At 51.6% G+C, this 22332-nt stretch carries 18 protein-coding genes; 2 read left to right on the top strand and 16 right to left on the bottom strand.

The window, feature by feature from the left end; genetic code table 11:
- The first annotated feature begins 35 nt into the window (after window positions 1-35).
- Complete coding sequence (locus QEH52_RS12625) at window positions 36-1232, top strand: Gfo/Idh/MocA family protein (RefSeq protein ID WP_308950906.1); 1197 nt, start codon at window positions 36-38, stop codon at window positions 1230-1232.
- Between the two features lie 223 nt (window positions 1233-1455).
- On the opposite strand, the gene QEH52_RS12620 is transcribed toward QEH52_RS12625, so the two are convergent.
- The 16 genes from QEH52_RS12620 to QEH52_RS12545 all read right to left on the bottom strand — a co-directional run bounded on the left by QEH52_RS12620 (window position 1456) and on the right by QEH52_RS12545 (window position 21474).
- On the bottom strand, window positions 1456-2160 hold the full coding sequence (locus tag QEH52_RS12620) for a DOMON domain-containing protein (RefSeq protein ID WP_308950904.1): 705 nt from the start codon (window positions 2158-2160) through the stop codon (window positions 1456-1458).
- Window positions 2161-2185: 25 nt separating this feature from the next.
- Window positions 2186-4222, bottom strand: a complete 2037-nt coding sequence (locus QEH52_RS12615) for a sodium:solute symporter family protein (protein WP_308950903.1) — start codon at window positions 4220-4222, stop codon at window positions 2186-2188.
- A 57-nt stretch (window positions 4223-4279) separates the two neighbouring features.
- A complete protein-coding gene (locus tag QEH52_RS12610; RefSeq protein WP_308950902.1) occupies window positions 4280-5395 on the bottom strand; it encodes a PfkB family carbohydrate kinase in 1116 nt (371 codons plus the stop codon).
- A 76-nt stretch (window positions 5396-5471) separates the two neighbouring features.
- Window positions 5472-6947: an aldehyde dehydrogenase family protein gene (locus QEH52_RS12605; RefSeq protein ID WP_308950901.1), complete on the bottom strand. Its 1476-nt coding sequence runs from the start codon at window positions 6945-6947 to the stop codon at window positions 5472-5474.
- A gap of 10 nt (window positions 6948-6957) precedes the next feature.
- Complete coding sequence (locus tag QEH52_RS12600; RefSeq protein WP_308950900.1) at window positions 6958-8004, bottom strand: hypothetical protein; 1047 nt, start codon at window positions 8002-8004, stop codon at window positions 6958-6960.
- Between the two features lie 2 nt (window positions 8005-8006).
- Window positions 8007-8768, bottom strand: coding sequence for a DeoR/GlpR family DNA-binding transcription regulator (locus QEH52_RS12595; protein ID WP_308950898.1), 762 nt, complete (start codon window positions 8766-8768; stop codon window positions 8007-8009).
- Between the two features lie 517 nt (window positions 8769-9285).
- A complete protein-coding gene (gene hisF, locus QEH52_RS12590; protein WP_308950897.1) occupies window positions 9286-10050 on the bottom strand; it encodes an imidazole glycerol phosphate synthase subunit HisF in 765 nt (254 codons plus the stop codon).
- 136 nt (window positions 10051-10186) lie between these two features.
- Window positions 10187-11962 carry a hypothetical protein gene (locus QEH52_RS12585; RefSeq protein ID WP_308950896.1) on the bottom strand — a complete coding sequence of 592 codons (1776 nt, stop codon included), beginning with the start codon at window positions 11960-11962 and terminating at the stop codon, window positions 10187-10189.
- Between the two features lie 212 nt (window positions 11963-12174).
- Complete coding sequence (locus tag QEH52_RS12580) at window positions 12175-13350, bottom strand: aldose 1-epimerase family protein (protein ID WP_308950895.1); 1176 nt, start codon at window positions 13348-13350, stop codon at window positions 12175-12177.
- 26 nt (window positions 13351-13376) lie between these two features.
- Window positions 13377-14474 (bottom strand): PfkB family carbohydrate kinase, encoded by a 1098-nt coding sequence (locus QEH52_RS12575; protein WP_308950894.1) that lies wholly within the window; start codon window positions 14472-14474, stop codon window positions 13377-13379.
- Between the two features lie 94 nt (window positions 14475-14568).
- On the bottom strand, window positions 14569-15177 hold the full coding sequence (locus QEH52_RS12570) for a LutC/YkgG family protein (RefSeq protein WP_308950893.1): 609 nt from the start codon (window positions 15175-15177) through the stop codon (window positions 14569-14571).
- A 7-nt stretch (window positions 15178-15184) separates the two neighbouring features.
- A complete protein-coding gene (locus tag QEH52_RS12565; RefSeq protein ID WP_308950891.1) occupies window positions 15185-16576 on the bottom strand; it encodes a lactate utilization protein B in 1392 nt (463 codons plus the stop codon).
- A 3-nt stretch (window positions 16577-16579) separates the two neighbouring features.
- Complete coding sequence (locus tag QEH52_RS12560; RefSeq protein ID WP_308950890.1) at window positions 16580-17347, bottom strand: (Fe-S)-binding protein; 768 nt, start codon at window positions 17345-17347, stop codon at window positions 16580-16582.
- A gap of 308 nt (window positions 17348-17655) precedes the next feature.
- Window positions 17656-19161, bottom strand: a complete 1506-nt coding sequence (gene mqo / locus QEH52_RS12555) for a malate dehydrogenase (quinone) (RefSeq protein WP_308950889.1) — start codon at window positions 19159-19161, stop codon at window positions 17656-17658.
- 55 nt (window positions 19162-19216) lie between these two features.
- Entirely contained in the window at window positions 19217-20698 is a 1482-nt protein-coding gene (locus QEH52_RS12550; RefSeq protein ID WP_308950888.1) for a rhamnulokinase, read from the bottom strand.
- A gap of 11 nt (window positions 20699-20709) precedes the next feature.
- Window positions 20710-21474: a DeoR/GlpR family DNA-binding transcription regulator gene (locus QEH52_RS12545; RefSeq protein WP_308950887.1), complete on the bottom strand. Its 765-nt coding sequence runs from the start codon at window positions 21472-21474 to the stop codon at window positions 20710-20712.
- A gap of 105 nt (window positions 21475-21579) precedes the next feature.
- Between QEH52_RS12545 and QEH52_RS12540 the strand changes: the two genes are divergently transcribed.
- A complete protein-coding gene (locus QEH52_RS12540) occupies window positions 21580-22263 on the top strand; it encodes a PduL/EutD family phosphate acyltransferase (RefSeq protein WP_308950886.1) in 684 nt (227 codons plus the stop codon).
- Window positions 22264-22332 lie beyond the last annotated feature (69 nt).

Genomic DNA, 22332 nt, shown 5'->3' with positions numbered 1-22332 from the left:
TGTGATTTTCATATATAATTGGTGGTTTCATCATAATGAAATCTGAACCTTGCCAGTTACTACTTATTGGAATCGGAGGCTACGGCCACTATTACATTGAGGCGATCCAGTCATTCGAAAAACAGGGAATTCTCAAGTTGGTCGGGATCGTAGATCCAGCACCTGAAAGTGCTCCTGATTGGGCGGAACTTAAGAAACGTAATTTGCGGCAGTATGCGTCGGTTGAGGCATTTCTGAATGATCCGATCCGCGTTGATCTAGCGGCGATCGTTTCACCTATATCATTTCATATGTCACAGAGCTGTGCCTTACTTCGGGCGGGAATTAATGTTTTATGTGAAAAGCCGATGGCAGCCACTATTGAAGAAGTCGCTGCGATGAAGTGCGCACGGGATGAATCTGGGAAATTTCTGGAAATTGGGTATCAGTGGACATTTAGTCCAGCGATACAAGAGTTGAAGGCTGATGTCTTGAAGGGCTGCTTTGGTCGGGCGGAAAAGCTACTAACTCGAGTCGCATGGCCTCGAGCGAGTGCTTATTATCAACGAAATAACTGGGCTGGAAAAATTCACAATGCGCAGGGGCGGCCCGTCTATGATAGCCCAGTCAATAATGCGACGGCACATTATTTGCATAATATGCTCTTCATTTTGGGGGAGGAATTGCATCTCTCGGCTAGTCCTTTATCTATGACTGCGGAGTGCTATCGAGCCAATGAAATTGAAAACTATGATACCGCCTGTTGTAAGATTGAAACGGAAATAGGTGCTGACATTTACTTTTATACCACCCATGCCACGGAAACTGTGGATGGACCTATTTTTCGATATATCTTTGAAAACGCCGAAATCCATTTCAGTCATGGCAAGGATATCGTCGCTCACTTTGAAGATGGTAGTCAAAAGACCTACGGCAGTCCCGATGGAGAGCGTATGCACAAGTTGCGAATCTGCATAGATCGTTGCTCCAATACATCGACACAAGATGATATCTGCGGCGTCGAAGCTGCGTCGGCTCATACGCTGTGTGTCAATGCGTTTCAGAAGGTTCCCGTGCAGACCATTGAGAAGTCGTTTCTGGAGCAAACAACACGCGGAGAGAATGATACGCTCACCTATTTACCGCAGATGGAATCACTCATGCACGAAGCCTATGATACTGAGCAGCTATTCAGTGCACTGGATCTTGCTTGGACTGGTCAACCCACGCATATTGAGTTTGATACGATCTGAAAGTAGTGGTTTCAGATCTGTGCACGACAGCTTAGTGTGCCGGACATCTAATCCATTGCGTGAGCTCCAGGGCCAACGCGAGCGGGGCACTGGCTAGCACCTGCAGCATGTGTCTTAAGCGTGAGGCTCGCTTGGGCGAACTATGGCTGGATCTTAAGGCTTAGGGGCTTTGTGCCCAGCATAAGCTCTGAAATGCTCGGCGACTATGGCCGCTGGTCATTTCTCATTTGGACACTTCTAGTAGAAGTGTGTCCCATTCATGCCTGCGATGATAGCTAGCTTTGCTGAGTGCTGCGGTTGAAGAAAGCGTCGCGCCCTTTTGGTTTCGGCTAACATCATAGCGACAAAATGCGAGTTCAAGTTCGTAGCTGGCTTGTCCCGTGGCGAGCTTGATGGATGTCCATGGAATGAAGACGGAACATTGCCACATTTTCTTTTCTGTATTCACGGTAACTTCGCTCTGAATGAATTCCGGATCTGTTATCATGCATTCTTGCAGTGGAATGGCTCCTTGTCTGAAGTCTTCAAAGCTTTGTGGATTCCAAGCAAGCTGTAGACGTTGGTTATTGGGAGTGATGTGTAGTTCCCAGTAGTCGGACTCTCCGGGGATACCTAAGAAAATTTCGACGACATCGCCGAGCTTCCAAGTCTCTTGGTTAAAGCCAGTTGCTTCGCTAAAAATTTCATCGTCCTCTAGGGTGAAAATGACTTTTAATCCGCTTTTATTGGGGTAGAGCTCTGCTATTGCTGGTCGAAAACTGTCGCTAGTTTGCTCAAGCCAGGCTTGTTTAAATGTCAATACGTGCTGAGGGGGCTCTGTGGTCACACTGGAAGGACCTGTGCAGCACGCGTGAGGATTGGCGGAATGAGCGGATGACATGAGTAAGTAATTTAGGAAGAATAGGGAATAAATGGAAAGTGGCTTCATGTTTTTCTTTGTGTCAGTGGACTTATTATTGCACGTGTTCTTCTTCGGAGACACTGCCATCGTCATCAAGGTTTCGATCTAGGGAACCTAACTTACGAATTAAGTCCATTAAATCGCGGAAGCCGCCCCATAAGAACCAAACTACGGTAATCAGGCTCGCGCAGATCGTCATTGTGACTATCAGCCCCCACCATTTCTCCCAAGCACTATCGGGGATTGGGTAGAATACATTGATTGTAGTGCCGATGATGAAACTTATCACGAAGAACATGACCCATGCGATTTTAAGAAAGTAGATGATACGGTCACCACGGGTGAAATCATCATTAATTCCTAATCGTTTAAGTAATAGATGCGTTTTGCTGTTATTCTTTACGGATGCCAACTCTTTCGCGCTAGCTTCGAACTTTGGTTCTACACTATATTTCCCGCGATGTAGAAGTTTGTCCATATTGGCTGGGGGTGTCTTGGATATTAGTGAGAAAAATACGTAGGCCAAGACCGCTAACACTGCAGCAAAGAAAGACATCTGCATTCCATTCAATGGAAATTTTTCCGGTAAAGATTGTAGCCATCCCCATTCGGAATAAGTGAGTTTCCAGTTCGGTAGCTGTTTGGGCCAGATGATGTTGCGTAGAACAATGCCACTGACCGCTAAGGTGGATCCAGTAATCATCGCGGCCCATGCGCCGCCCACTGTTCCTCGCTTCCAATATAAGCCTCCGATGATGACGGCTCCAGCACCTCCTAGGTAAATCGCTCCAGTTATTTGGAAATACATATAGATGTACTCGTTTAAGGGGAACATGAGACTCCAAATAAAGCCAAAGCTTGCGACGCCTACGATGGAGAGTCGTAAGAGCCACATATGAGCTTTTTGAGATAATTTCTTCTTATTTTTACGAAGTGGGATGAAGACATCTTGAATAAAGATGCTGCCCCAGGAGTGGAGGTAGGTGTTGTCCGTCGAAACCGCGGCCATAATAATGACTGCAGTGAATAGACCTATGACCCCAACCGGGAGAATTTCTCCGAGTGCCATCGGCACGCGCATTTGCTTTTGTATTTGAGTATCCTCAATCAGACTTAAATTTTGAGTCACCACTACCGCATCGCTGGAGAATTCATCCAAATGTAGGTAGGCAAAGATAAAGATTGGGATCAACAGGATGACTAAAGTTGTTACCATGCCGCGAAATTCACCTAGGATATTGGCCATTTTGGCTTCGTGGGGATTTCGAGCAGCAGCGTTGTAGGCCTGGGAGCCTTGCCATGCGCGGGTTCCATAGACCTGTAGGATGCCCATCATGACGAAGAACCACATGTTAAAATCACCCACTTTGTCCTGCTTGAAGGGGTTGATTCGAGATTCTCCTGGAGGAGAATGACGCAAGCCTTCCATCACATCGCCCCATGACATGTGGCAAAACAGGATCGCTAAGATGATCAACAGCGCTACGTTGACGAACTGCCCCTGTAGCATGTCGGTTACCATAATGGAGATCTGGCCTCCGACGCTGACCATAAGCAGCGCTATACTCATTAGAATTAGCATAACTAAGGCTAGCGTGGGGAATGTGTGGCCTAAAAATTCAAATTCTACGGGGAGGCCCGTGAAATAAATGAGGAAACGAGCGCTCACCGCTGGGAAAATCCCATAATTCAGTATCCCGGAGGTCCACGCTAGGATGCCAGAGAATATACGAAAATTATGACTATAGCGCATCTCAAAAAACTGAGCCATCGTTAGAGCACGCGTTTCACGATAACGATAGACAACAAAGCCTGTGAGAGCCAAGATTAGTCCAATGGGAGCAACCATTTTAGCCCACCAGTATGCGGAAAAACCCGTCTGATAATACTTTTCGAAATTCGCAGCAATAGAGATCGCTCCGAGACCTGTCATGCCCTGACCGACAGCGAGTAGGTATCTGCCCCCCATGCGATTTGCTGCGAGGAAATCGGCCACACTTTTATTCAGAGTGCGCGCGAATAGACAGATCCCGATCATTAGCACGAGCATCGCAATGGGAATCAGCCAGTCTATGTAGTGCATGTTCATGTGTATCTAGTCTCTTGCTGGAGTGTATCTTTATGAGTGAATGGTATCATCAGAATACTATGCTTCGTCGTTGGTTGATCTTATGAATTGAATCACTTGTTCGAGAGTGGCACTCGTCCCCTGACGCACGTAGATTCCCGAGGTGAAAACAGCGAGTTGCAATTGCTGTGTCGGTGGAAGTTCGAGTAGCATCCCGAGGGCATAGCCTGCATTGAAACGGTCGCCTGCACCGGTTAATTTGACGGGATCCGCGCAATAGGGACCTGTCGTTTCGGCAGTTCCCTGTGCGGAAGCGCTGACTGCATAGTCGACGGCATGGATGACCACTTCGTCGACGCAAAGGGCTTTTAGGAGTGTTTGAGCCTGGTCCTTAGCACGTGAGATGTCTGGTTTGGGTAAGGCCTCGCCACCTGTTGCTTTGGAGAGTAGGTTGGCTTCGTTCTGGTTCAAGCCTAGCGTGGTGTGACCGGTTTGGCAAAAGCCCGGTAGTGCTTTAAGCATCGCTGCGATATCTTCGGGACTTCGACTGACAGGATCGACGAGGTCGAGGAAGAACTTGGGACGATGGCTGAGCTTTGAAAATACATGATCTTGCAGTGCTTTCCAGCAGGCAGTCATGTGCGGGAAGAGCGTCCAATCTGTGATGGCGATCAAATCGGCGGTCTCGCACTTGGCGAGGAACACCCCATCTTGGATTCGCTGTTGGATGTCTTGAGGAGTGAATTCCGATAGGGGGCTGACGGCTGAAAACATGAGTTTTCCATCATTGAATTCAAAGGCCAGTGTCCGGCCGGGCTCACGCCCCCAGCTGTGCAGTGTCGCCTTGCTTGCATATTCTTGAAATGCGGCATGCACTGGTTCACCCACGGTGGCAAAGGTATCAACTTGAACACCAAGTGCGGCGAGCCCATCGCCCATGTTGATGGCGCAACCTCCTGGATCGGTTTGGGTGACTACAATTTCCCGCAAGCTGCTGTGCCCAGCTGCGGCTTTGATTAAACTTCCAAATTGATCAATCGTTTTGACTGCTTGGTAGCGATTGATGTCATGGCGTAGATCAACCGCTTGAATCATTTCATCAACAAAACCGTCGAAGCCAGTGACGACTAGGAATGACTCGATTTGATCACGCTGCGCGTCGAGTTTGTCCGCTAATGATTGGAGTGAATTCATGAAGTGAGTTCTTGTGGATGGAAGTTTGCTGAGTCGCTACGAACTACATGTTTGTCTATTAAAGGCCCGAAGTGTCCTACAGTGGACGAGCAATCGTTTGGTTGCGTAAATAGCTATAGAAGGTTTCGGGGGAGTTGACGCCACCGCCTAATCCGCTGAGGTTGACGCCTCCGTAAGGGAGTCCGTAGGCGAATACGTTGTGCGCATTGATCCAACTATTTCCAGCGATGAGCTTTCCAGCGAGATCTGTGGCTCGGTCCAGGTCCTTTGACCAGACGCTATTGGCGAGTCCATAGCTTAAGCGGTTGATGCGATCGATGGCATTCTCTTCTTCCTCAAAGGGCACGATGTAGGCGGTGGGACCAAAGATCTCTTCGCGGTAGCAGATATTGTCTTCATCGCCTGTCAGTAAGTGTGGCTTAATGAAATATCCTGCGTTGTTTGTCGTGGTGGGAGTTGTCAAGGGGACGACTACCTTGGCACCTTCGGCGATGCCTTTTTTATAATAGTCGTTGACTCGATCGTATTGTGTTTCGGATACGAGTGGTCCCATCTGAGTTTTTTCGTCCATTGATGATCCAATGGCAGTCTTTTCTAGTTCTGCACGTACGAGTTGTGTGAAGGTGTCTAGCACGGAGGAATGGACAAACCAGCGCGTGGCAGTGCAGCAGACTTGGCCGGTGTTTAGGGTGATGGCTCCTGCCAACCCTTCGGCGGCCGCTTGCAAGTCAGCATCCTGAGTCACGAGAGCGGCGCCTTTACCACCGAGCTCCAATTTGCAGGGGACCAGATGCTCGCCGCAGATTTTACCTATGAGTTTACCGATTTGAGGTGAGCCGGTAAAAGACATGTGTTTGAGCAGTGAGTGTTCTGCCAGAGGTTGGCCGCAGGCACGCCCCTCGCCAGTATAGATATTAATGACACCATCCGGGATTCCGGCTTCTTTAATTAAATTACCTAGATAGAGAGTGGCTAGTGGCGTCACTTCGGATGCTTTAACGACAACAGTATTACCGGCTGCGAGTGCGGGTGCAGTACCCCAGCAGAAAAGTGTGAAAGGGAAGTTCCAAGGGAAGATGAAGCCGCATACGCCGTAAGGCTTACGCTGAACGTGCGCATCGATGTCGTTGACTTCTAGCGGAACAGTATACTCTGCTTCATTGCTGAGATTGGCAAAGTAGTCAAAACAGTCTGCGCCGAAGGGGATATCGAATCCACGTGAGTTTTCGATGGGTTTACCCACATCGATGGACTCCAATTGAGCTAGAGTTTCTAGGTTTTCTCGAATTAAGTCTGCAAATCGTTTGAGCAGAGCCGCTCGCTCAGATACGGGCATCGCAGCCCATTCAGGGAATGCCTTGTCGGCAGCCTGCATGGCTTGATCAACGGTGGATGCCTCGGCCGAGGCTACGGAGGCTACGACCTCGCCGCTGGTGGGGTCGATGACCGGTATGGTGGATTTACTCGAATACCATGTGCCGCCAATAAAAGAGGCAATTTGCTCTTGTGCGAGGAATTCGGTGACGAGGGAGTGGGGAGGGATGAGTGACATATCTGGGGTATTAATAGGTGAGTTTGTTTTCGGTTAGTATAAGGTCGTCTTTCAATTCTCGTAACGGGCTGATGTTGACCCTCGCGAGGTCGCCGTGGTAGGCTTTGACCGCTTCGATGGGGGTGATTTCGCCATCGGTGATGCGCCGCATGTATTGAATAAAAGCTAAGGGGTGTTCGGATAAATTGATCTTTCGACCAAAGAGAGCTACCTTTGCGCCGTATTTTTGAGCGTCATGAATGAGTTGAAAGGCATCTAGAGTTGTTCCCGAACTGCCGCCTAAAATACCAACGACTAGATTGCTATCATAAGCGACGAGCTCTTCCAGTGGCCCGGGGCCATTGTAAGGGATTTTTAGGAAAATTGGACGACCGACCTTGGTGACACCTGCTAGGCAGCGAATAATACTATCGTTGAGGAAGGCTCCTGTTTTTTGAGGATCAAATCCTGGATCTACGTTGGGGTTGAACACTTCCAAAAAGTAGCGAAACTTCTTGGCTTCAGCTTCGAGACGAAACTTGTGGAAGGCTTCGAGTGCGGCGTAGTCTTGATCCAGTTTATTGGTGAAGGTGACTGAATAAAGGCCGAGATCCGCACCTGTGTAGGGCTTGTTGTAGTCTGTTTCCGTCTTTCCGTATTTGATGTGATCCAATGTCGCAGTGCGGAAGTGGCGTGAAGGGTGATTGGCGTAGCTTCCTCCGCGAACGGCCCAGATGTCAGTGGTATCGTTGGCTCTGGCGGCAGGAGTGATCGGGGAGTTTTTAAAAAGCCCTTCATCAATGCCAAGACGCTCGAGGTTGGATGCTGAGAGCAGCATGATGTCGACGACTTGCTGCTTAATCACCTCTCGTATCTGCTCATGGTATTGAGAGAGTGTTTTATAGCACTTGCAGCTTTGGCTGTCGCCATCTTTATTTTGAGCTAGCCGTTTGGGACCTGGTGCCATGGCGCCAAATGCCATGTCGGCGTCTTTGGCATCCGCAATAATGAAGTCATTACGCGTATCGATCCCTTGGGAAATTCGCTGTAGTTTTTGATCAAGAGTTTTTAGTGTCATTATCATTTGACTCCAACGACGTTCACTTGCAGCTGCTGTTGAAGATGTTTTTGAGTGGTAGATTCTGGCGCTTTGTCGGTGATTAATCTGTCGAAGTCGGACCAGCGAGCGAATCGGACGGGAGCGCTGGATATCCATTTTGAATGATCGCAAACAAGGATCGATTGATTCGAAGATTGAATTGCATGTTGCTTGACTGAGGCTTCTAGAGTTTCAGTGGTATAGGCACCTCGGGACACATTTAACGCACTTGCTCCGATGAGTGAGTAATCAACATTTAGATTCTCGAGCCAACTGAGTGCGGCTGATCCAATTAAAGCGCGCGATACTTCACGTAGAGTGCCTCCAATGCCTGTGACGCGAGCATTGTATTTGCATGCATCAATTAAAATTGGCAGGGAATTGGTAAATATAGGGCAATCACCGCGGCGCAGTAGAATCCTTGCGACTTCTAGGCAGGTAGTGCCTGAGTCGATGTAAACCGATGCACCTGTTGGAATTATGTTTGCTGCATAACTCGCTATTTCCCGTTTCTGTTCTGGAGCGGAGAGTTCTTTGTCTAAAAAAGAGGCTTCATTAATCGCTTCGGGACGAAGCAGGGCGCCGCCATGCGTTCTGACAATTTTTCCGTTCTCTGCGAGTTCCGACAAGTCGCGACGCAGCGTCGCCTCAGAGATGTCAAGCTGCTCTAGTAGAGTGCTAATTTTTACTTCTAGATCGATTGAAAGTAAAGAAAGTAGCTTTTGTTGTCGTATGTTTCTCATGTAATATATGATTACATGTGATTGAAATAATCATTATGTCGAGCGTTTTATTGCGCGTGATATTGTAAATGCGATATGTGATCATTCAACGCTTTGATGCTGTTTCATCACAGGAAATCTTAGCCCCACTTGCGATTGCTTGGCTGCTTCTGCAATTGGGCTTCCGCTTGTGTGGAGCTCATTCAGTTCGTAGAGCGAGAGGAGAACAAATCCCCATGGAGGTTCATCGCACGTGTCAGATCGGCAGGGGGCTGACTTATTTTCTGTAGGCCTGGGCGACTGTCTTCGTTTTTTTATCCTGCGCTAAGGCTTTCACTTGCACGCTTGGAGCTACGCCGTGGCAAGCGCTCGGGTACAGTGAACCATTAGTAGCCAAGCTATAGAAGTAGGCTTAAAGGATTTTGAAGAAACACTATATATTAAGCGATAGTCACGGATGCCTATATCCCGCGGACTAATTTGAGGCAGAATCATTCTAAATTTTGATTTGCCCTAGGCTCTGTTTCCTTGTGGCCAGTTAAAGGCGAACGGGAAGGCCCTTTGACTGTAGGTGCTCTTTGGCTTGCTTAATGGTAAAGGTGCCAAAGTGAAAAATCGAAGCGGCTAAAACGGCGCTTGTTTTACCTTCAGTGATGGCGTCGGCCAGATGGTCGAGGGTACCGGCGCCGCCGGATGCGATGACTGGGACTTCGACGGCTTCGCTGACTGCACGGTTGAGTGCGTTGTCAAAGCCTGCCTTGGTGCCATCGGAGTCCATACTGGTGAGGAGAATTTCACCGGCGCCGAGGGAGACGACTTCCTTGGCCCATTCGACTGCGTCGAGCCCGGTGGGCTTGCGGCCTCCGTGGGTGTACACTTCCCACTTGCCGCTTTCGCCGACTACGCGCTTAGCGTCAATTGCGACGACGATGCATTGATTCCCAAAACGTGCGGCAGATTCCTGAATCAGGTTGGGATTCAGAATTGCTGCGGTGTTGAGGCTTACCTTGTCCGCACCTGCGTTCAGCATGGCGCGAATGTCTTCTACCGTGCGTAGCCCGCCGCCGACTGTGAGTGGCATAAAGCACTCCGAGGCGGTGCGCTCTACGACGTCGATCATGGTATTGCGCTCATCGCTGGACGCGGTGATGTCGAGGAAGACGAGTTCGTCGGCGCCTTGTTGCTCGTACGCTTTGGCTTGTTCCACGGGGTCGCCCGCGTCGATTAAATTGACGAAGTTGACGCCTTTGACCACGCGTCCGTCATGGACGTCGAGGCAAGGTATGATGCGGATCGATAACACTTTTTTGAATTAAGAATTAAGAGTTAAGAATTAGGAGTTAGAATTAAAAGTTAGGTATGCTTAATCGGGCGCGTTGCAAGGCGAGCCTAATTGAAGTATTTCCTAATTTTTAACTCCTAATTTCTAATGCTCCTGTCTATTCGTCGGCAAATGCGAGGTCTGGCTCAAATGAGAGGGCGAGACGATACTGCGTGCCTGGGCGCATCACTAGTGGGCGATCGCGTTGTAGGATTTGCAGGTAGTGTAGGTTGCCGTAGTAAGTGCGGAATTCAGGATCATCGGTGACGACGTCGAGCTCTTTCCACTCTGCCTGGAAGTCATCTTTGAGGACTTCGGTGCGGTGACCTTCGTCGCCAAGAGTAAAGGCGGTCGCAACTCGGTAGCGACTGTGAGGCGCTGCAATGCCGAGAATGTAACGCATTTTGTCGAGCGTGACTTGTTGCTTCACGGTGAAGCAGAATTCGCAAGTGATCTTACCCTTAAGGAAGGTCCAAAGAACTTTACAGCTACCGAGGCCGTTGACGATTTCCTCGTCTTTGGTGATCAATTCCGGTTGGTCGTATTTGAAATTAAGCGCATTGCGCAGTCCCATACTGGTGGTGCAGTTCTTACCGTAGAAAGAGGGCACGATCACCTTGTCTCCGAATGTGAGTTCTGGCTGCATGATCGGCAGATACTTATCGACTGGCCAGTCAAACACTCCGGGGGAGTGCGGGAAGGCGAGGTAGTCGGAAGTGCCTTTACCGAGTTTGCTGGAGCCGAGCAATGGTAATTGCACCGCGAGTCCGGAATCGGGATCTTGGTAAACGAAGAGACCTTGTTCCTTGCGGTGTGACTTGTCGAAGCTGACGTAGCGGGCCACTTTGCGGGCAGGCACTGGCGAAGCAGGTGCTGCGCTGCCGCCAGCTGAACGCGCTAGGCGGGACCACTGGCAAAGGTAGCGAGCCGCATCGAAGTTTGCCATACGTGTGGTATGGTAAGGTACTGTGCTGCGCTCGTCGTCACGGATCACGAGATAGCCGTGCTCTTGGTCGAGGTAGGTGACAAAGAAATTCATGAAGAGGCGGCGAACCGCATCGACGTAAAGGTCGCGCTGATTGGCGGGAATCCAGCCATCACGCAGTGCCTGAAGTGTCAGGCTGATGCAGTGCATCTGACCGTAGGCGCCAAGCGAGCGACCGTAGGCCCAGCCCACACCGTCCTGACGAGCTAGGTCTGGAATGAGTTTGAGATATTTCTCCGAGTAAGAGCGTAGGCTTGGCAGCTTGCGTTCGCGCAGGTGCAGGTTGGCGTGCAGCTGCAGCGATTGACGAATAAAGACGAAGCTCATGACACCATAGATGTCGAATGCGCCACCTAAGCGGGTATCGTCGCCTGCCGCGTCGTCGATATAGCCTGTGGATGATTTGCTGTCGATGCGCTCTAGAAAACGGTCGATCAAGCGGCCAGTTTCATCCTTCTTGGATAGCCCGAGGCTAAAGCGAGTGACTGCCTTGGCGATATTGAAGGCTTGGTAATGGTTTTCGTAGTCGCTGCGCTCTAGTAGAAGCTTGTCCAGTTGCTCGCGAGTGGGGTCCATCAGGCGTTCCCATACGGCGTTGCGATCTTTGGCAGGGCTGAAGGACAGTAGGCCCAGCGCTGCATAAGCGAGGCCGTTTTCCATCTCTTCCGGAGCAAAGGCTTGTGCTGTCACTGTGCGTGCAGCTAGGTCGACTAAATCATAATCACCAAGTGAGGTCTCGTTGGTCGCACGGTAATACTCACCAATGGCAAGTGCGGCGTGACCGGGCTCGTCCAAACGGCTACCTTCGCCGGCCACAGGGGTGATAGTGCCCTGCTCGGAGATAGATTCTAAATTATGTCCCAAAATGGATTGGGCCATGTCGAGGCATTGATCTGCAAAATTTTCCATTATCAAAAAGCGCGTCTTATGAGCGCATTAAAGAGCTCATGAAGCTTGTGCGGTGGGTGCTTGTCAATAGCTTTCAGGCATTCTAAAATGGAGAATTTGCATATTCTCTCATTTGATGGTACAGCGATGGGGCTTTGGGCCTACTTATTTTAGGTCGGGCTGCCTCGTAGAGGCGCCCGACCTAGTTAAGTAGTTAAGTAGTTTTGCTGGGCTTAACAGTCTGAAAAGTTGCTAAGTGGTTGTGGATGTACGGTCCCTTGCGCAGTTTCTTGAAGAGTTCGGATTTCCGTTTCAACCGCTGTGACTGCTTCTTTGCTATCCAAGGCCTCGATTGTTATATTTGTGGTGCGTGACTCACCACCTGCGAGACTGATCACACGCCCTTGCTCTCTTTCAAATCGACGGGAGTTTGGATAATTGGTCGCGGGTTCGAGTCCGGTGACGTAGCCATCGGCGGTGCCTGCGGTGTTTTTCCACTGCGTGAAGCAGGGGAAGTCCTTGAGTGAGAAACGCAGCAGGGAGGCTTGATCACCGGCAGCGTTGCGCAACATGGTAATTGTTTGCTGGTTGTCCGCCTGACCCGCTAGGTCATAGAGATAGGCTTGTTCGACGAAACCAATTTCGGGCGCGCCGTATTCGCCGAAAGTGTCGATGCCTTCGGTGGAGCGCGGGTCGCGTGGTGCGACTTGCTTGAAGGGGGCGACTAGGCGGGCGCCTTCTTCCAGGATGGGGGCTCCATAGTTTATGTGGTAGAGCATTTCGTGCTCTTGTGGGTTATTGCCTAGATTGGTCACTGTGTCGGTGATACGCATCGCGCCTGAGCCGAACTCGGTGCGGATCTCGGTGTTGAGTCGCAGGGCGGGGCCAAACATCATGGATTCGTCGACTTCACCACGAACGATAATTGCCTCGTCGGTGACTTCGATACTGACTGCTCGGGCGGGCACATTGGCGATGTTGCCATGCAGTGTGAGTGGCACTTCGAACTCGTTACCACTGTAGTCGAGCACGGTGTCCATGCCGGGGGCCCCCATACTATTGAGACCACAGCGTACGAACCATTCGTTAAAGCCCTTGAGCCAGCCGAGACCGCCGCGATCCTGTAGATTGATAAAGGCAGGGTTGACCGGATCTTTGACGGGGGAATCCCAGCCGAGTGCGACCTCACCACATTGGCCCTTCCAGATGCCCATGCCGCGAGTGGGCAGGACGGCGAAGGAGAGTTTGCCGTTGTTGATCTCCACCACTTGCACACCTTCTTGCAGTCCGCCGCGCAGGGTGTAGCTATTTACAGACCAGTTCGTGGGGCTTTCGCCTTTGAGTTGGACGGCTTTGAATCCTTCGGTAGATTGAGGGTCCAAGAGGGGTAGTTTATAAAGTGTCTTCATAATCGTTTCCTGTGTTTGGAGTTTCCCTATTTATCTGAGGCTTTTTCGATTTGTGCAATCAGCTCTTCTTTGGTTGGGCCGGTAGCGTGGGTGACGAAGAAGGCGGTGGCTGCATTGGCCATGACTAGGCGTTCCTTGAGTGGGAGGTCGCCGAGGGAGGCGCACATGTAGCCTCCGTTGAAGCTGTCGCCGGCTCCCGCGGAGCGGATGACTTTGGTTTGACGCTCTTGGATGGCATAGGCTTCGCCATCTTTCGCACTGGATGCGGCCGCAAATTCGGGCGTATGAACGACTAATTCGTCGAAGCCAATCTTCTCGCGGGCAAGTGTTAAAGTGGACGCGATGGTTTCTGGCTTCAACTCGGGGCGCTCGATACCAATGCGTGAGCAGAGCTCCAGCACCTCGTGTTCATTGAGGCTAAAGGTCATGGGGATCTTGCTGTTGTATGGCTTGATCAGCTCCAGTGACTTTACGAAGGACTCGCTGGATTTCTTTTTGATATCAGCGAAGTCGAAGAACATGCGGCGAGGCGGTGTGAGCGTCTCGTATTGCTTCATGAAGCCCTTAAAGAAGCCATCGAAATCAGCAGTCAACGACCAGTAGCCGAGGCCTAAGATGTCGACATCGGCGAAGAGTTCTTTGAGCTGTGCTTCGGTGAAATATTCTTCGAAGTCCGCCCACGTGAGGTTGGAGACCGCTTCCAGGTTGCTCATCAATACCTTGCCGTCGCCAAATTCCAGGGCGATGGTGAGGGCGGGATCGCCGAGGGAGTAGATGTCGCAGATGTCCTCAAACTCGACAAAGGCCGGGTCGATGCTGGCTTTGCCGTAAAGGCCCGGCAGGCGGGGCTTGAGTCCGAGGATGGCGGCGATGCGCCCGGAGTTGATACCGAAGCCACCTTCGCAGCGGCGTTTGGGCACGAGTTCGACGCCCACGCCACCGTCGGCGCGTTCGACCAGTAACTCGCCAAACATCTTGAGATTCGTCATTGCGCTATATTCGCTCTGACTTTTGCGCTCTTGGACGATCTCATAGGTCTCGTCGACGAATCCGTCGCAACCTAATAAGATGTTACCGCTGAGCTTGTTAATGTAACCGACGTATTTTTCCATAACCGTATTCATAATTTGTATTTCTATATTGTGATATTATGTAGAACACGCCCCCGAGTGAGGAGTGTCTGTGCTGCTTTGGTCGGTATAGAAAGTTGGTAGCTTTCTAGGAAAGTACGAGTGCGATTTGAATGCCGGGGCCGTGGACGCCTTCGATGAGGATGCCCTCGACGTCGGCCGTCTTGGAGGGGCCGGTCGCAAAGATGATCGAAGGGTCGTCGCCGAAACGTTCGATGGCCGCCGGTATGTGTGGCACGATGTCGGCCTCGTCGATGACCGCGATGTGTATCCAAGGGGCGAGGGCGCCTAGACGGGCTGAGGTATCGCCGTCTTTGAGCATGATGGTGCCGCTCTCGGCTATGCCTGCGCTACCTTTTGTGATGCCAAAGCTGTATTCGTTGATCTTGGATTCATCATATTCGGTGTCGAAAGTAATGCCTTCGACGCCGTCGAGGAGGTGTGCCAGCGCGGGATCGCAGTAGCCGAAAGTGCTTTGCTCGGCTTTTAGAAACTCGACCAGTGGCTCGATGGAGTCGTAAAAGCGACCACTGGCAAATGCGAGTTTGTCAGCAAACTGTGCTTTTAAACTATCGAACTGTCCGGAAGGTTTGCAGACCACTAAGGACTCCTCCCACTCGGGCTTTTCGGTGCGAGTGGGCAGGGGATCGAGGGCGGCGCGTATCGCGCTAAAGATTTTTTCTCTATCAGAACTCATGATGAAATTACTTTCTATTTTTGAACCATTTACGGAATTCGCCCCCTTGGAACTTCGGCAACTTGCGTGCGCCTTGCCAAGATTTAGCGGATGGGTGAGGCACTAATTCAGTGGGAATGTAGTTCATGGTGTGCCCCATGGAGAGTGCGGTTTTCCACATGGTAGGCTGTGAGCAAAGTGTGGCCCACATTGTGAGGTTGGGGGTGCCCTTCATGGCGACCTTGGCTCCTTCGCGCTTGGCTTTGTCGCGCAAGCGTAGCAATAGGTCCGGGATCGGAATGTTGACCGGGCAGACTTCGTTGCACGCGCCGCAGAGGCTGGAGGCTTTGGGTAAGTCCGCGAGTTCTGGAAAGCGATTGCCTGCCAGCAGTGGACTCAGCACCGCACCGACGGGGCCCGGGTAGACACTGCGGTAGGCGTGGCCTCCGGACTGACGATAGATCGGGCAAACGTTGAGGCAGGCCCCGCAACGAATGCAGCGGAGAATTTCGCGGCAGTCACTGGCCAGCACTTCGGTGCGACGATTGTCGACGAAGATGATATGTGTTTGCTCGGGGCCGTGAGCTTGGTCCTTTGATTTGGGGCCTGCGATAAATTGGTTATATACGGTGAGCTGTTGGCCAGTGCCGGAGCGAGCGATTAAGTTTAAAAATAGGCCGAGGTCGCGGTCGGTGGGCACCAGCTTTTCGATACCGATCACTGCAATGTGAATCTTGTTGGCCGCCATGCAGAAGCGCGCGTTGCCTTCGTTGGTGACGAGCACCACGCGGCCACTCTCTGCCGAAACGAAGTTGCCACCGGTCAGGCCGACATCGGCATCGATGTATTTTTGGCGCAGGTGCTTGCGGGCGCGGCGAGTGATCGTTTCGGGATCGTCGTTGTAGTCGCCGAGGCCTTCACGCTCGAAGCTCTTGGCGATGCCGCGGCGGTTCTTGTGCACGATGGGCGTGACGATGTGGGAGGGGTGATCGTTGTCGATCTGAAGAATGAACTCGCCCAAGTCTGTCTCGACGACTTCTTTGCCGTTCTCCTCCAGGTATTTGAGCATATGCGTCTCTTCAGTCAGCATGCTCTTCGACTTCACCAGACTCTTGGCATTGTTTTCGTTCATGATGCTGAGCACCTTGGCGTTAACCGCGTCGTCATTAACGGCGAAGTGTACCGTGGCACCGTTGCGCTGGAAGGAGGCTTCCGCTTGCGCCAGATAGGTGTCGAGGTGTTCCAGCGTGTGTTGTTTGATCAGGCCGGCGGTCTCACGTAGCTTGTCAGGGGCGTCGTAATCACGGTGTAGCGTAGCATAGCGGCGCTCGGACTTGAGCTTGGCGCCCATGAAGTTGGAATTGTGAACTTCGGGATCGAGGTCGCGCGCCGTGCGATCAATTTTTTGTTGAGTCTTCATAGCTTAGATCTTGCCTGCGTTTTTGAGAGAGTCGCGGAGGATTTGGGCGACGTGCATGCGCTTTTGTGGGAAGCCTTGTTTTTCCATCATGCCGCCGAAGTGCATCATGCAGCCCATATCGGCTGCGGCCACGATGTCGGGCTTGCAGGCGGTGAGCTTCTCAATTTTGAGCGTGCCCATACGGTTGGAAATGTTAGGGAAACTGACCGCGAAGGTGCCGCCAAAACCGCAACATTGTTCCGTCTCGTCGATCGGCTCTACGGTGAGGCCTTCGATCGAGCTTAAGAGGCTGGCCATTGCTTCCGGGCTACGTGAGCCGCGCAGGTGGCAACTGCGGTGCACGGTGATCTTGGCATCAAATTTGCCGGGCCACTCAGTCACGCCGAGGCCGAAGACGATAAAGTCCAGCAACTCCCAGGTGCGGTTGGCCAGCGCTTGAATTACCGGTAGGTCGGCTTCTTTTTCGAAAGCCAAAGGCGCACCATGGAAGACCATGGCCGCGCAGGAGCCCGAGGGGGCGACGATCGGCTTGTCACCCGCAAATACTTTGGCGGTGTGGCGCACGACTTTGCGGGAGCTGGTCCAGTCGCCGGAGTTGAAGGCAGGCTGTCCACAGCAGGTCTGCCCGTCGGGCAGTTCAATCTCGCAACCGAGAAACTCAAGTACTTCGACGGTGGCTTGGGCCACGTCGGCATAAAAGGCGTCGCAGAGGCAGGTCGTCATCAGTTGGATAGACTTGCCTGTGGGGCGATTGGGAGGTGTATGGAGCATACTCATTTAGATGTGCTCGGACTAATCAGTTAGATGTGGTAAGAATCTTATGGCTGATTCGTTCGACGATTGGGTTGTTTATGTTGTAGGTGATCTGGCGGTTATTCTGTGTGGCGGGGGTGAAGAGGCTATTGTCCCTCTGATAGTAGTATCACTGTTGCTTATTCTGTTTTGGTTTATTATGCAAGTATCTTATGGGTCTGTGCAGCATTTGTTGACTTCAAAAAAATCCCCGATGCTGCTAGGGTATTATTTTGAGCAGTATCGGGGATCGCAGATTCATATTGTAACTCCTTTATTTCGAGCAGTTAGGAAAGTAGGTTGAGGGATTGCATTGCTTCTCTGCTGAGTGCGGCTTGGCGCTCGGCTAGTTGGGGCTCAATCAGGTTTTCATCGTAGGAGGGGATGATTGCCTTCATGCGCTTGTGACCTTCTTCAGTTTTGAGCTCATGGGAGAAGCACTTTTGTACAATTTGAACAATTACATTGGTTGAAACGGATGCGCCTGGTGATGCACCCAATAGTGCAGTCAGACTGCAATCGGCACTTGTAACCATTTCGGTTCCGAAGTGCACGATGCCCGCATCACCATCTTCTTTTTTGATCGCTTGCACGCGGATGCCTGCGTCAATCAGCTTCCAGTCTTCAGCTTTTGCGCCCGGGTAGAAGTTACGCAGCTCACCTAAGCGTGTTTCCATGCTTTGTGTGCCTTGCTGGACAAGGTAGCGAACGAGTGGAATATTGTGCAGCCCGACTTTAATCAATGAGCCGATATTATCAAAACGGATAGACCCTGGCAGGTCCAATGCGCTGCCTTCTTCATGCAAAAATTTAGTCGTCCATGATGCGTAAGGCCCAAAGAGGAGTGCTTTTTTACCGTCAATAATACGTGTATCCAAGTGCGGAACTGCCATGGTCGGTGCCGCGCCGGGGGACATGCCGTAGACTTTTGCGGTGTGCTGCTCGACGAGCTCGGGCTTTTCGGAGATTAACCATTGGCCGCCGATGGGAAAGCCGCCAAAGCCTTTGGCTTCGTCGATACCGGACTTCTGTAGTAGAGGGAGGCTGCCGCCGCCTGCTCCGATGAAGACGAATTTGGCAGTATTGGTGAAGCTCTTGTTTGTGTTGAGGTCTTTGATCTCAAGCTCCCATTTGCCGTCTCGTTTGTTGAGATCGGTAATGCGGTGTTTCGTGGCGTATCCGCAGCCCTCTTGCTTGCCCAGCCACTCGATTAGTTTGCCAGCTAGCGCGCCGAAGTTGACGTCGGTTCCATAGGGCATGCGGGTCATGGCGACAGGTTCGTTTTCGTCGCGTCCATCCAGAATCAGCGGCGACCACTGGCGTATGGTGTCGCGGTCCTCGGTATACTCCATTTCTTTGAAGAAATGATGCTTCGTCATCTGGCGATGACGCGAGCGTAAGAAGTCGACTTGCTCCTGTCCGTAAACAAAGCTTAAGTGGGGGACGGGATTGATGAAATCCTTGACGGAGTCGATCATGCCAGTGCGTGCCGCATAGCCCCAGAATTGAAGAGAATGCTCAAACTGATGATAGATCTCGATCGCTTTTGCGACATCAACTTCGCCATCGGCTCCATAGTTTGGGGTGTAACTTAGTTCGCATAAGCCGGCATGGCCGGTGCCTGCGTTGTGCCAGCCGTTGGATGCTTCGGCCGCGAAGTTGTCAGTCATCTCGTATAGTTGGATACGTAGACTAGGATTCATTTCCTTTAAGACAGCTCCAAGCGTCGCGGACATGATGCCGCTGCCGATAAGTATGACATCAGGGTTTTCGATATGATTCTGGCTTTTCATTATGGTAGTTTTTTTCAGATTTTAAGCCGCAGGTCGCTGCGGGAGTATCTGTTGCTTAGTTTTGGCAGAGGGTTTTGAAGCGTTCTTTTGCCGCATCCCAGTCGGACGTGTCGACTGGCTCGTAGCTTTCGAGTGGGAAAGATTTGGCGACGATCTGGCGGCCTTCAGCGAGTGTTTGAATGACGCCGTCGGCCATCATTTGTGCAATGATATTGCCGAGGCCGGTGGCTTCGACGGGGCCAGCCAATACTTTGGTGCCGAGCGCGTTAGCGGTGAATTGATTTAAGAGCTTATCCTGACAGCCGCCACCCACGATGTGTAAGCAGTCGGGCGCTTCGTCTGTGTAGTTGGGCAGTTTGGCCCAGACTTCAGCATAGCGTAGCGCGAGGCTCTCGTAGATGCAGCGGATGGTTTCGCCCGGGGTTTCGGGTACCTGTTGCTTGGTCTCACGGCAGAAGTCTTGAATCTTCTCTGGCATGCGGCCGGCCTCGGTGAAGCGTGGATCGTCGGGATCGACCAAGGATCGGAAAGGTGTTACTTTCGAGGCCAGCCCCGCCATGTCGGCGTAGCTGTAGTCATGCCCGTGGTCGAGCCAGTAGCGACGTGATTCTTGAATCAGCCATAGGCCGCAGATGTTTTTTAAGAATCGAACGCTGCCGTTGACGCCGATTTCGTTCGTGAAGGCGTCTTGGAAAGATTGCTCGGAGATGACTGGCTTGGATAGTTCGAGCCCCATTAAAGACCAGGTGCCACTACTTAAGAAGGCGGGGGTCGTTTTCTGGCTGGGCACTGCGGCCACTGCGCTGGCAGTATCATGCCCGCCGACGGTGATCACTTTGAGCTTCTTTAGTCCTGTGTGTTGTTTTAGGTGGGCACGCAATTCACCTAGTGTGTCACCGGCATCAGTAATTTGCTTGAAGAGGCGCTTGGGCAGGCCGAGGCGCTCGATGAGAGGGTAGTCCCAGTCTTGTTTGTTGGGATTGTAGAGTTGGGAGGTGCTCGCGATGCTGCGTTCTTGTGTCTTTTTGCCCGTGAGCCAGTAGCCTAGTAGGTCGGGTGTGAAGAGTAAGTCTTCGGCTGCTTCCACTGCGGGGCTCTGTCGCTCGACCTCGGAGAGCAGTTGAAAAGCCGAGTTGAAAGGCATGAATTGAATGCCCGTCGCTTCGTAAATTTCTTTTTTCGGAATGATGGAAAAGGCTTTGTCCATCATGCCATCGGTGCGAGGGTCTCTATATTGGTAGGGGAGTCCCAGTAGGTGGCCATCTTTGTCGAGTAGCGAGTAATCTACGCCCCAAGTGTCGATGCCGACACTGATCGGGTGTTTGCCATATTTCTTGGCCGCATTTTTGAGACCGTCCAAGACATCAAGGTAAATGCCTGTTAAGTTCCAGTGGCGCCCATCGGGGAGTTCCAGCGGTCGATTCTCGAATCGGTTTAACTCTTGTAGCTCGATGCGTTCGCCATCGTATTCTCCGGCAAGGACGCGTCCGCTGCCACCGCCTAGGTCGACAGCGAGGTAGATTTTTTTCTCTGACATGTTATTGGTAGTTATGGTTGGGCAATCGTTACGGTGCAGCCCGCAGCTCGCAGCTCTTTGACGAAGTCGGCAGGGGCACCGTTATCGGTAATGATTTCGGTAATGTCGTGTAGGTTCGCGAAGAAGTATTCGGAGTTTTGATTTAGTTTTGTGGAGTCGACCAGTAGCACGACTTTTTGCGCCACTTGTATGAGTGTCTCTTTGAAGACGGCTTGCTGCTCGAAACCCTCCGAGGGGCCGCGTTGCTTATCGAGTCCGATGCAGGAGACAAAGGCGCAGTTAATGTTGTGCCTGCGTAGCACACTATAGCTCTCGCCGCTGATGAAGGTTTGAGTCTTTGGATGGTAGTTGCCCCCGGTTGAAATTAAATCGATCTGCTCCATGTTGACGAGTTGAGCGATGACCGCATAGGCATTCGTCAGCACGCGGTAGGGGAGGTCGGGTAGCATGGTGACCAGTGCAAAACTAGTTGTGCTGCTGTCGAAGGCGTAGGTCTGTCCCGGGCGAATGCGTTCTAGCGCGACTTTGGCGATTGCTTCCTTCTTTTCGACTTCAAGTAGGTGACGTTCGCTGAATGATTGTAGCTTGGGGCGCCCATTGAGGCTGCTCGCGCCTCCGTGGACCCGGCTGAGCTGTTGATTGTCCGCGAGGACCTGCAGGTCGCGGCGAATCGTTTCGTCCGTCACCTGGAATTCTTCCGCGAGGTCGATCGTGCGCACGGTGCCGCGCTCTTCTAAGAGTGTGAGTATTTGCTGTTGGCGTTCGGGGGCGAGCATGCCCACTAATTTTTGATTTATTTGGGAAAATGCAAGAAATATGTTGACTTATGTGGGGAAAATTTGGATTTCTTTTGTAAATTCCAATTTTCTAAAGATATTCCTATGAGTCAATCACCCCTAAATCGTGCTCAGGTTGAGCAGTTAGTGCGTCAGAGTCTTTCTCGTTTTGTAGGCCAAGGAGGCTCGCTGCGGAGCTCAGCTTCGAATGCAGCTCCTAATCCACTGGTAGTTAATATTAGTGCGCGTCACTGCCACTTATCGCAGGCTTCGGTGGAGGTCTTATTTGGTAAAGGGCACACGCTGACGCCCATGAAGGATCTATACATGGATGGTCAGTATGCGGCTAAAGAGTCGGTGACTATGATTGGGCCGCGTAGCCGTGTAATCTCTAATTTGCGGATTCTTGGCCCCTGTCGCGATTTTGATCAAGTTGAGCTGGCCTACACCGATGCGATTTCTCTGGGCTTTAAGATACCCGTGCGTAACTCGGGTGACATCGCCGGCACACCAGGCTGCATGTTGATGGGGCCTGCAGGTTTTCTTGAAATGAAGGAGGGTGTGATCCGCGCTGCGCCGCACGTCCATATGGCGCCCGAAGATGCCGCTTATTATGGCGTCGAAGATAAGTCATTTATGAAGTTGCGCGTCGGCGGTGATGTTGGCGTCACCTTTGACCGCATTTTTGTCCGAGTGGATCCTGCCTTTAAGTTGGAGGTTCATATCGACACCGACGAGGGCAACGCCTGCGGCTTTACTCAAGACACCCCTTGCGAGCTCATTAAGTAGCCGTTTAAATATTCTGCACTATCGCCACGTTTACGCGGCGTTCTCTTTTACTCAAATCTTCGCTTTCTA

This window comes from Thalassobacterium maritimum, from assembly GCF_031127805.1.
In the GTDB taxonomy this organism is placed as follows: Bacteria; Verrucomicrobiota; Verrucomicrobiia; order Opitutales; family Coraliomargaritaceae; genus Thalassobacterium; species Thalassobacterium maritimum.
This window is presented reverse-complemented; position numbering and strand designations above follow the sequence as displayed.

Coding starts and splice junctions, on each gene's coding strand:
- QEH52_RS12625 (WP_308950906.1), top strand. CDS start 36: ATGAAATCTGAACCTTGCCAGTTACTACTTATTGGAATCGGAGGCTAC.
- QEH52_RS12620 (WP_308950904.1), bottom strand. CDS start 2,160: ATGAAGCCACTTTCCATTTATTCCCTATTCTTCCTAAATTACTTACTC.
- QEH52_RS12615 (WP_308950903.1), bottom strand. CDS start 4,222: ATGAACATGCACTACATAGACTGGCTGATTCCCATTGCGATGCTCGTG.
- QEH52_RS12610 (WP_308950902.1), bottom strand. CDS start 5,395: ATGAATTCACTCCAATCATTAGCGGACAAACTCGACGCGCAGCGTGAT.
- QEH52_RS12605 (WP_308950901.1), bottom strand. CDS start 6,947: ATGTCACTCATCCCTCCCCACTCCCTCGTCACCGAATTCCTCGCACAA.
- QEH52_RS12600 (WP_308950900.1), bottom strand. CDS start 8,004: ATGACACTAAAAACTCTTGATCAAAAACTACAGCGAATTTCCCAAGGG.
- QEH52_RS12595 (WP_308950898.1), bottom strand. CDS start 8,768: ATGAGAAACATACGACAACAAAAGCTACTTTCTTTACTTTCAATCGAT.
- QEH52_RS12585 (WP_308950896.1), bottom strand. CDS start 11,962: ATGGAAAATTTTGCAGATCAATGCCTCGACATGGCCCAATCCATTTTG.
- QEH52_RS12580 (WP_308950895.1), bottom strand. CDS start 13,350: ATGAAGACACTTTATAAACTACCCCTCTTGGACCCTCAATCTACCGAA.
- QEH52_RS12575 (WP_308950894.1), bottom strand. CDS start 14,474: ATGAATACGGTTATGGAAAAATACGTCGGTTACATTAACAAGCTCAGC.
- QEH52_RS12570 (WP_308950893.1), bottom strand. CDS start 15,177: ATGAGTTCTGATAGAGAAAAAATCTTTAGCGCGATACGCGCCGCCCTC.
- QEH52_RS12565 (WP_308950891.1), bottom strand. CDS start 16,576: ATGAAGACTCAACAAAAAATTGATCGCACGGCGCGCGACCTCGATCCC.
- QEH52_RS12560 (WP_308950890.1), bottom strand. CDS start 17,347: ATGCTCCATACACCTCCCAATCGCCCCACAGGCAAGTCTATCCAACTG.
- mqo (WP_308950889.1), bottom strand. CDS start 19,161: ATGAAAAGCCAGAATCATATCGAAAACCCTGATGTCATACTTATCGGC.
- QEH52_RS12550 (WP_308950888.1), bottom strand. CDS start 20,698: ATGTCAGAGAAAAAAATCTACCTCGCTGTCGACCTAGGCGGTGGCAGC.
- QEH52_RS12545 (WP_308950887.1), bottom strand. CDS start 21,474: ATGCTCGCCCCCGAACGCCAACAGCAAATACTCACACTCTTAGAAGAG.
- QEH52_RS12540 (WP_308950886.1), top strand. CDS start 21,580: ATGAGTCAATCACCCCTAAATCGTGCTCAGGTTGAGCAGTTAGTGCGT.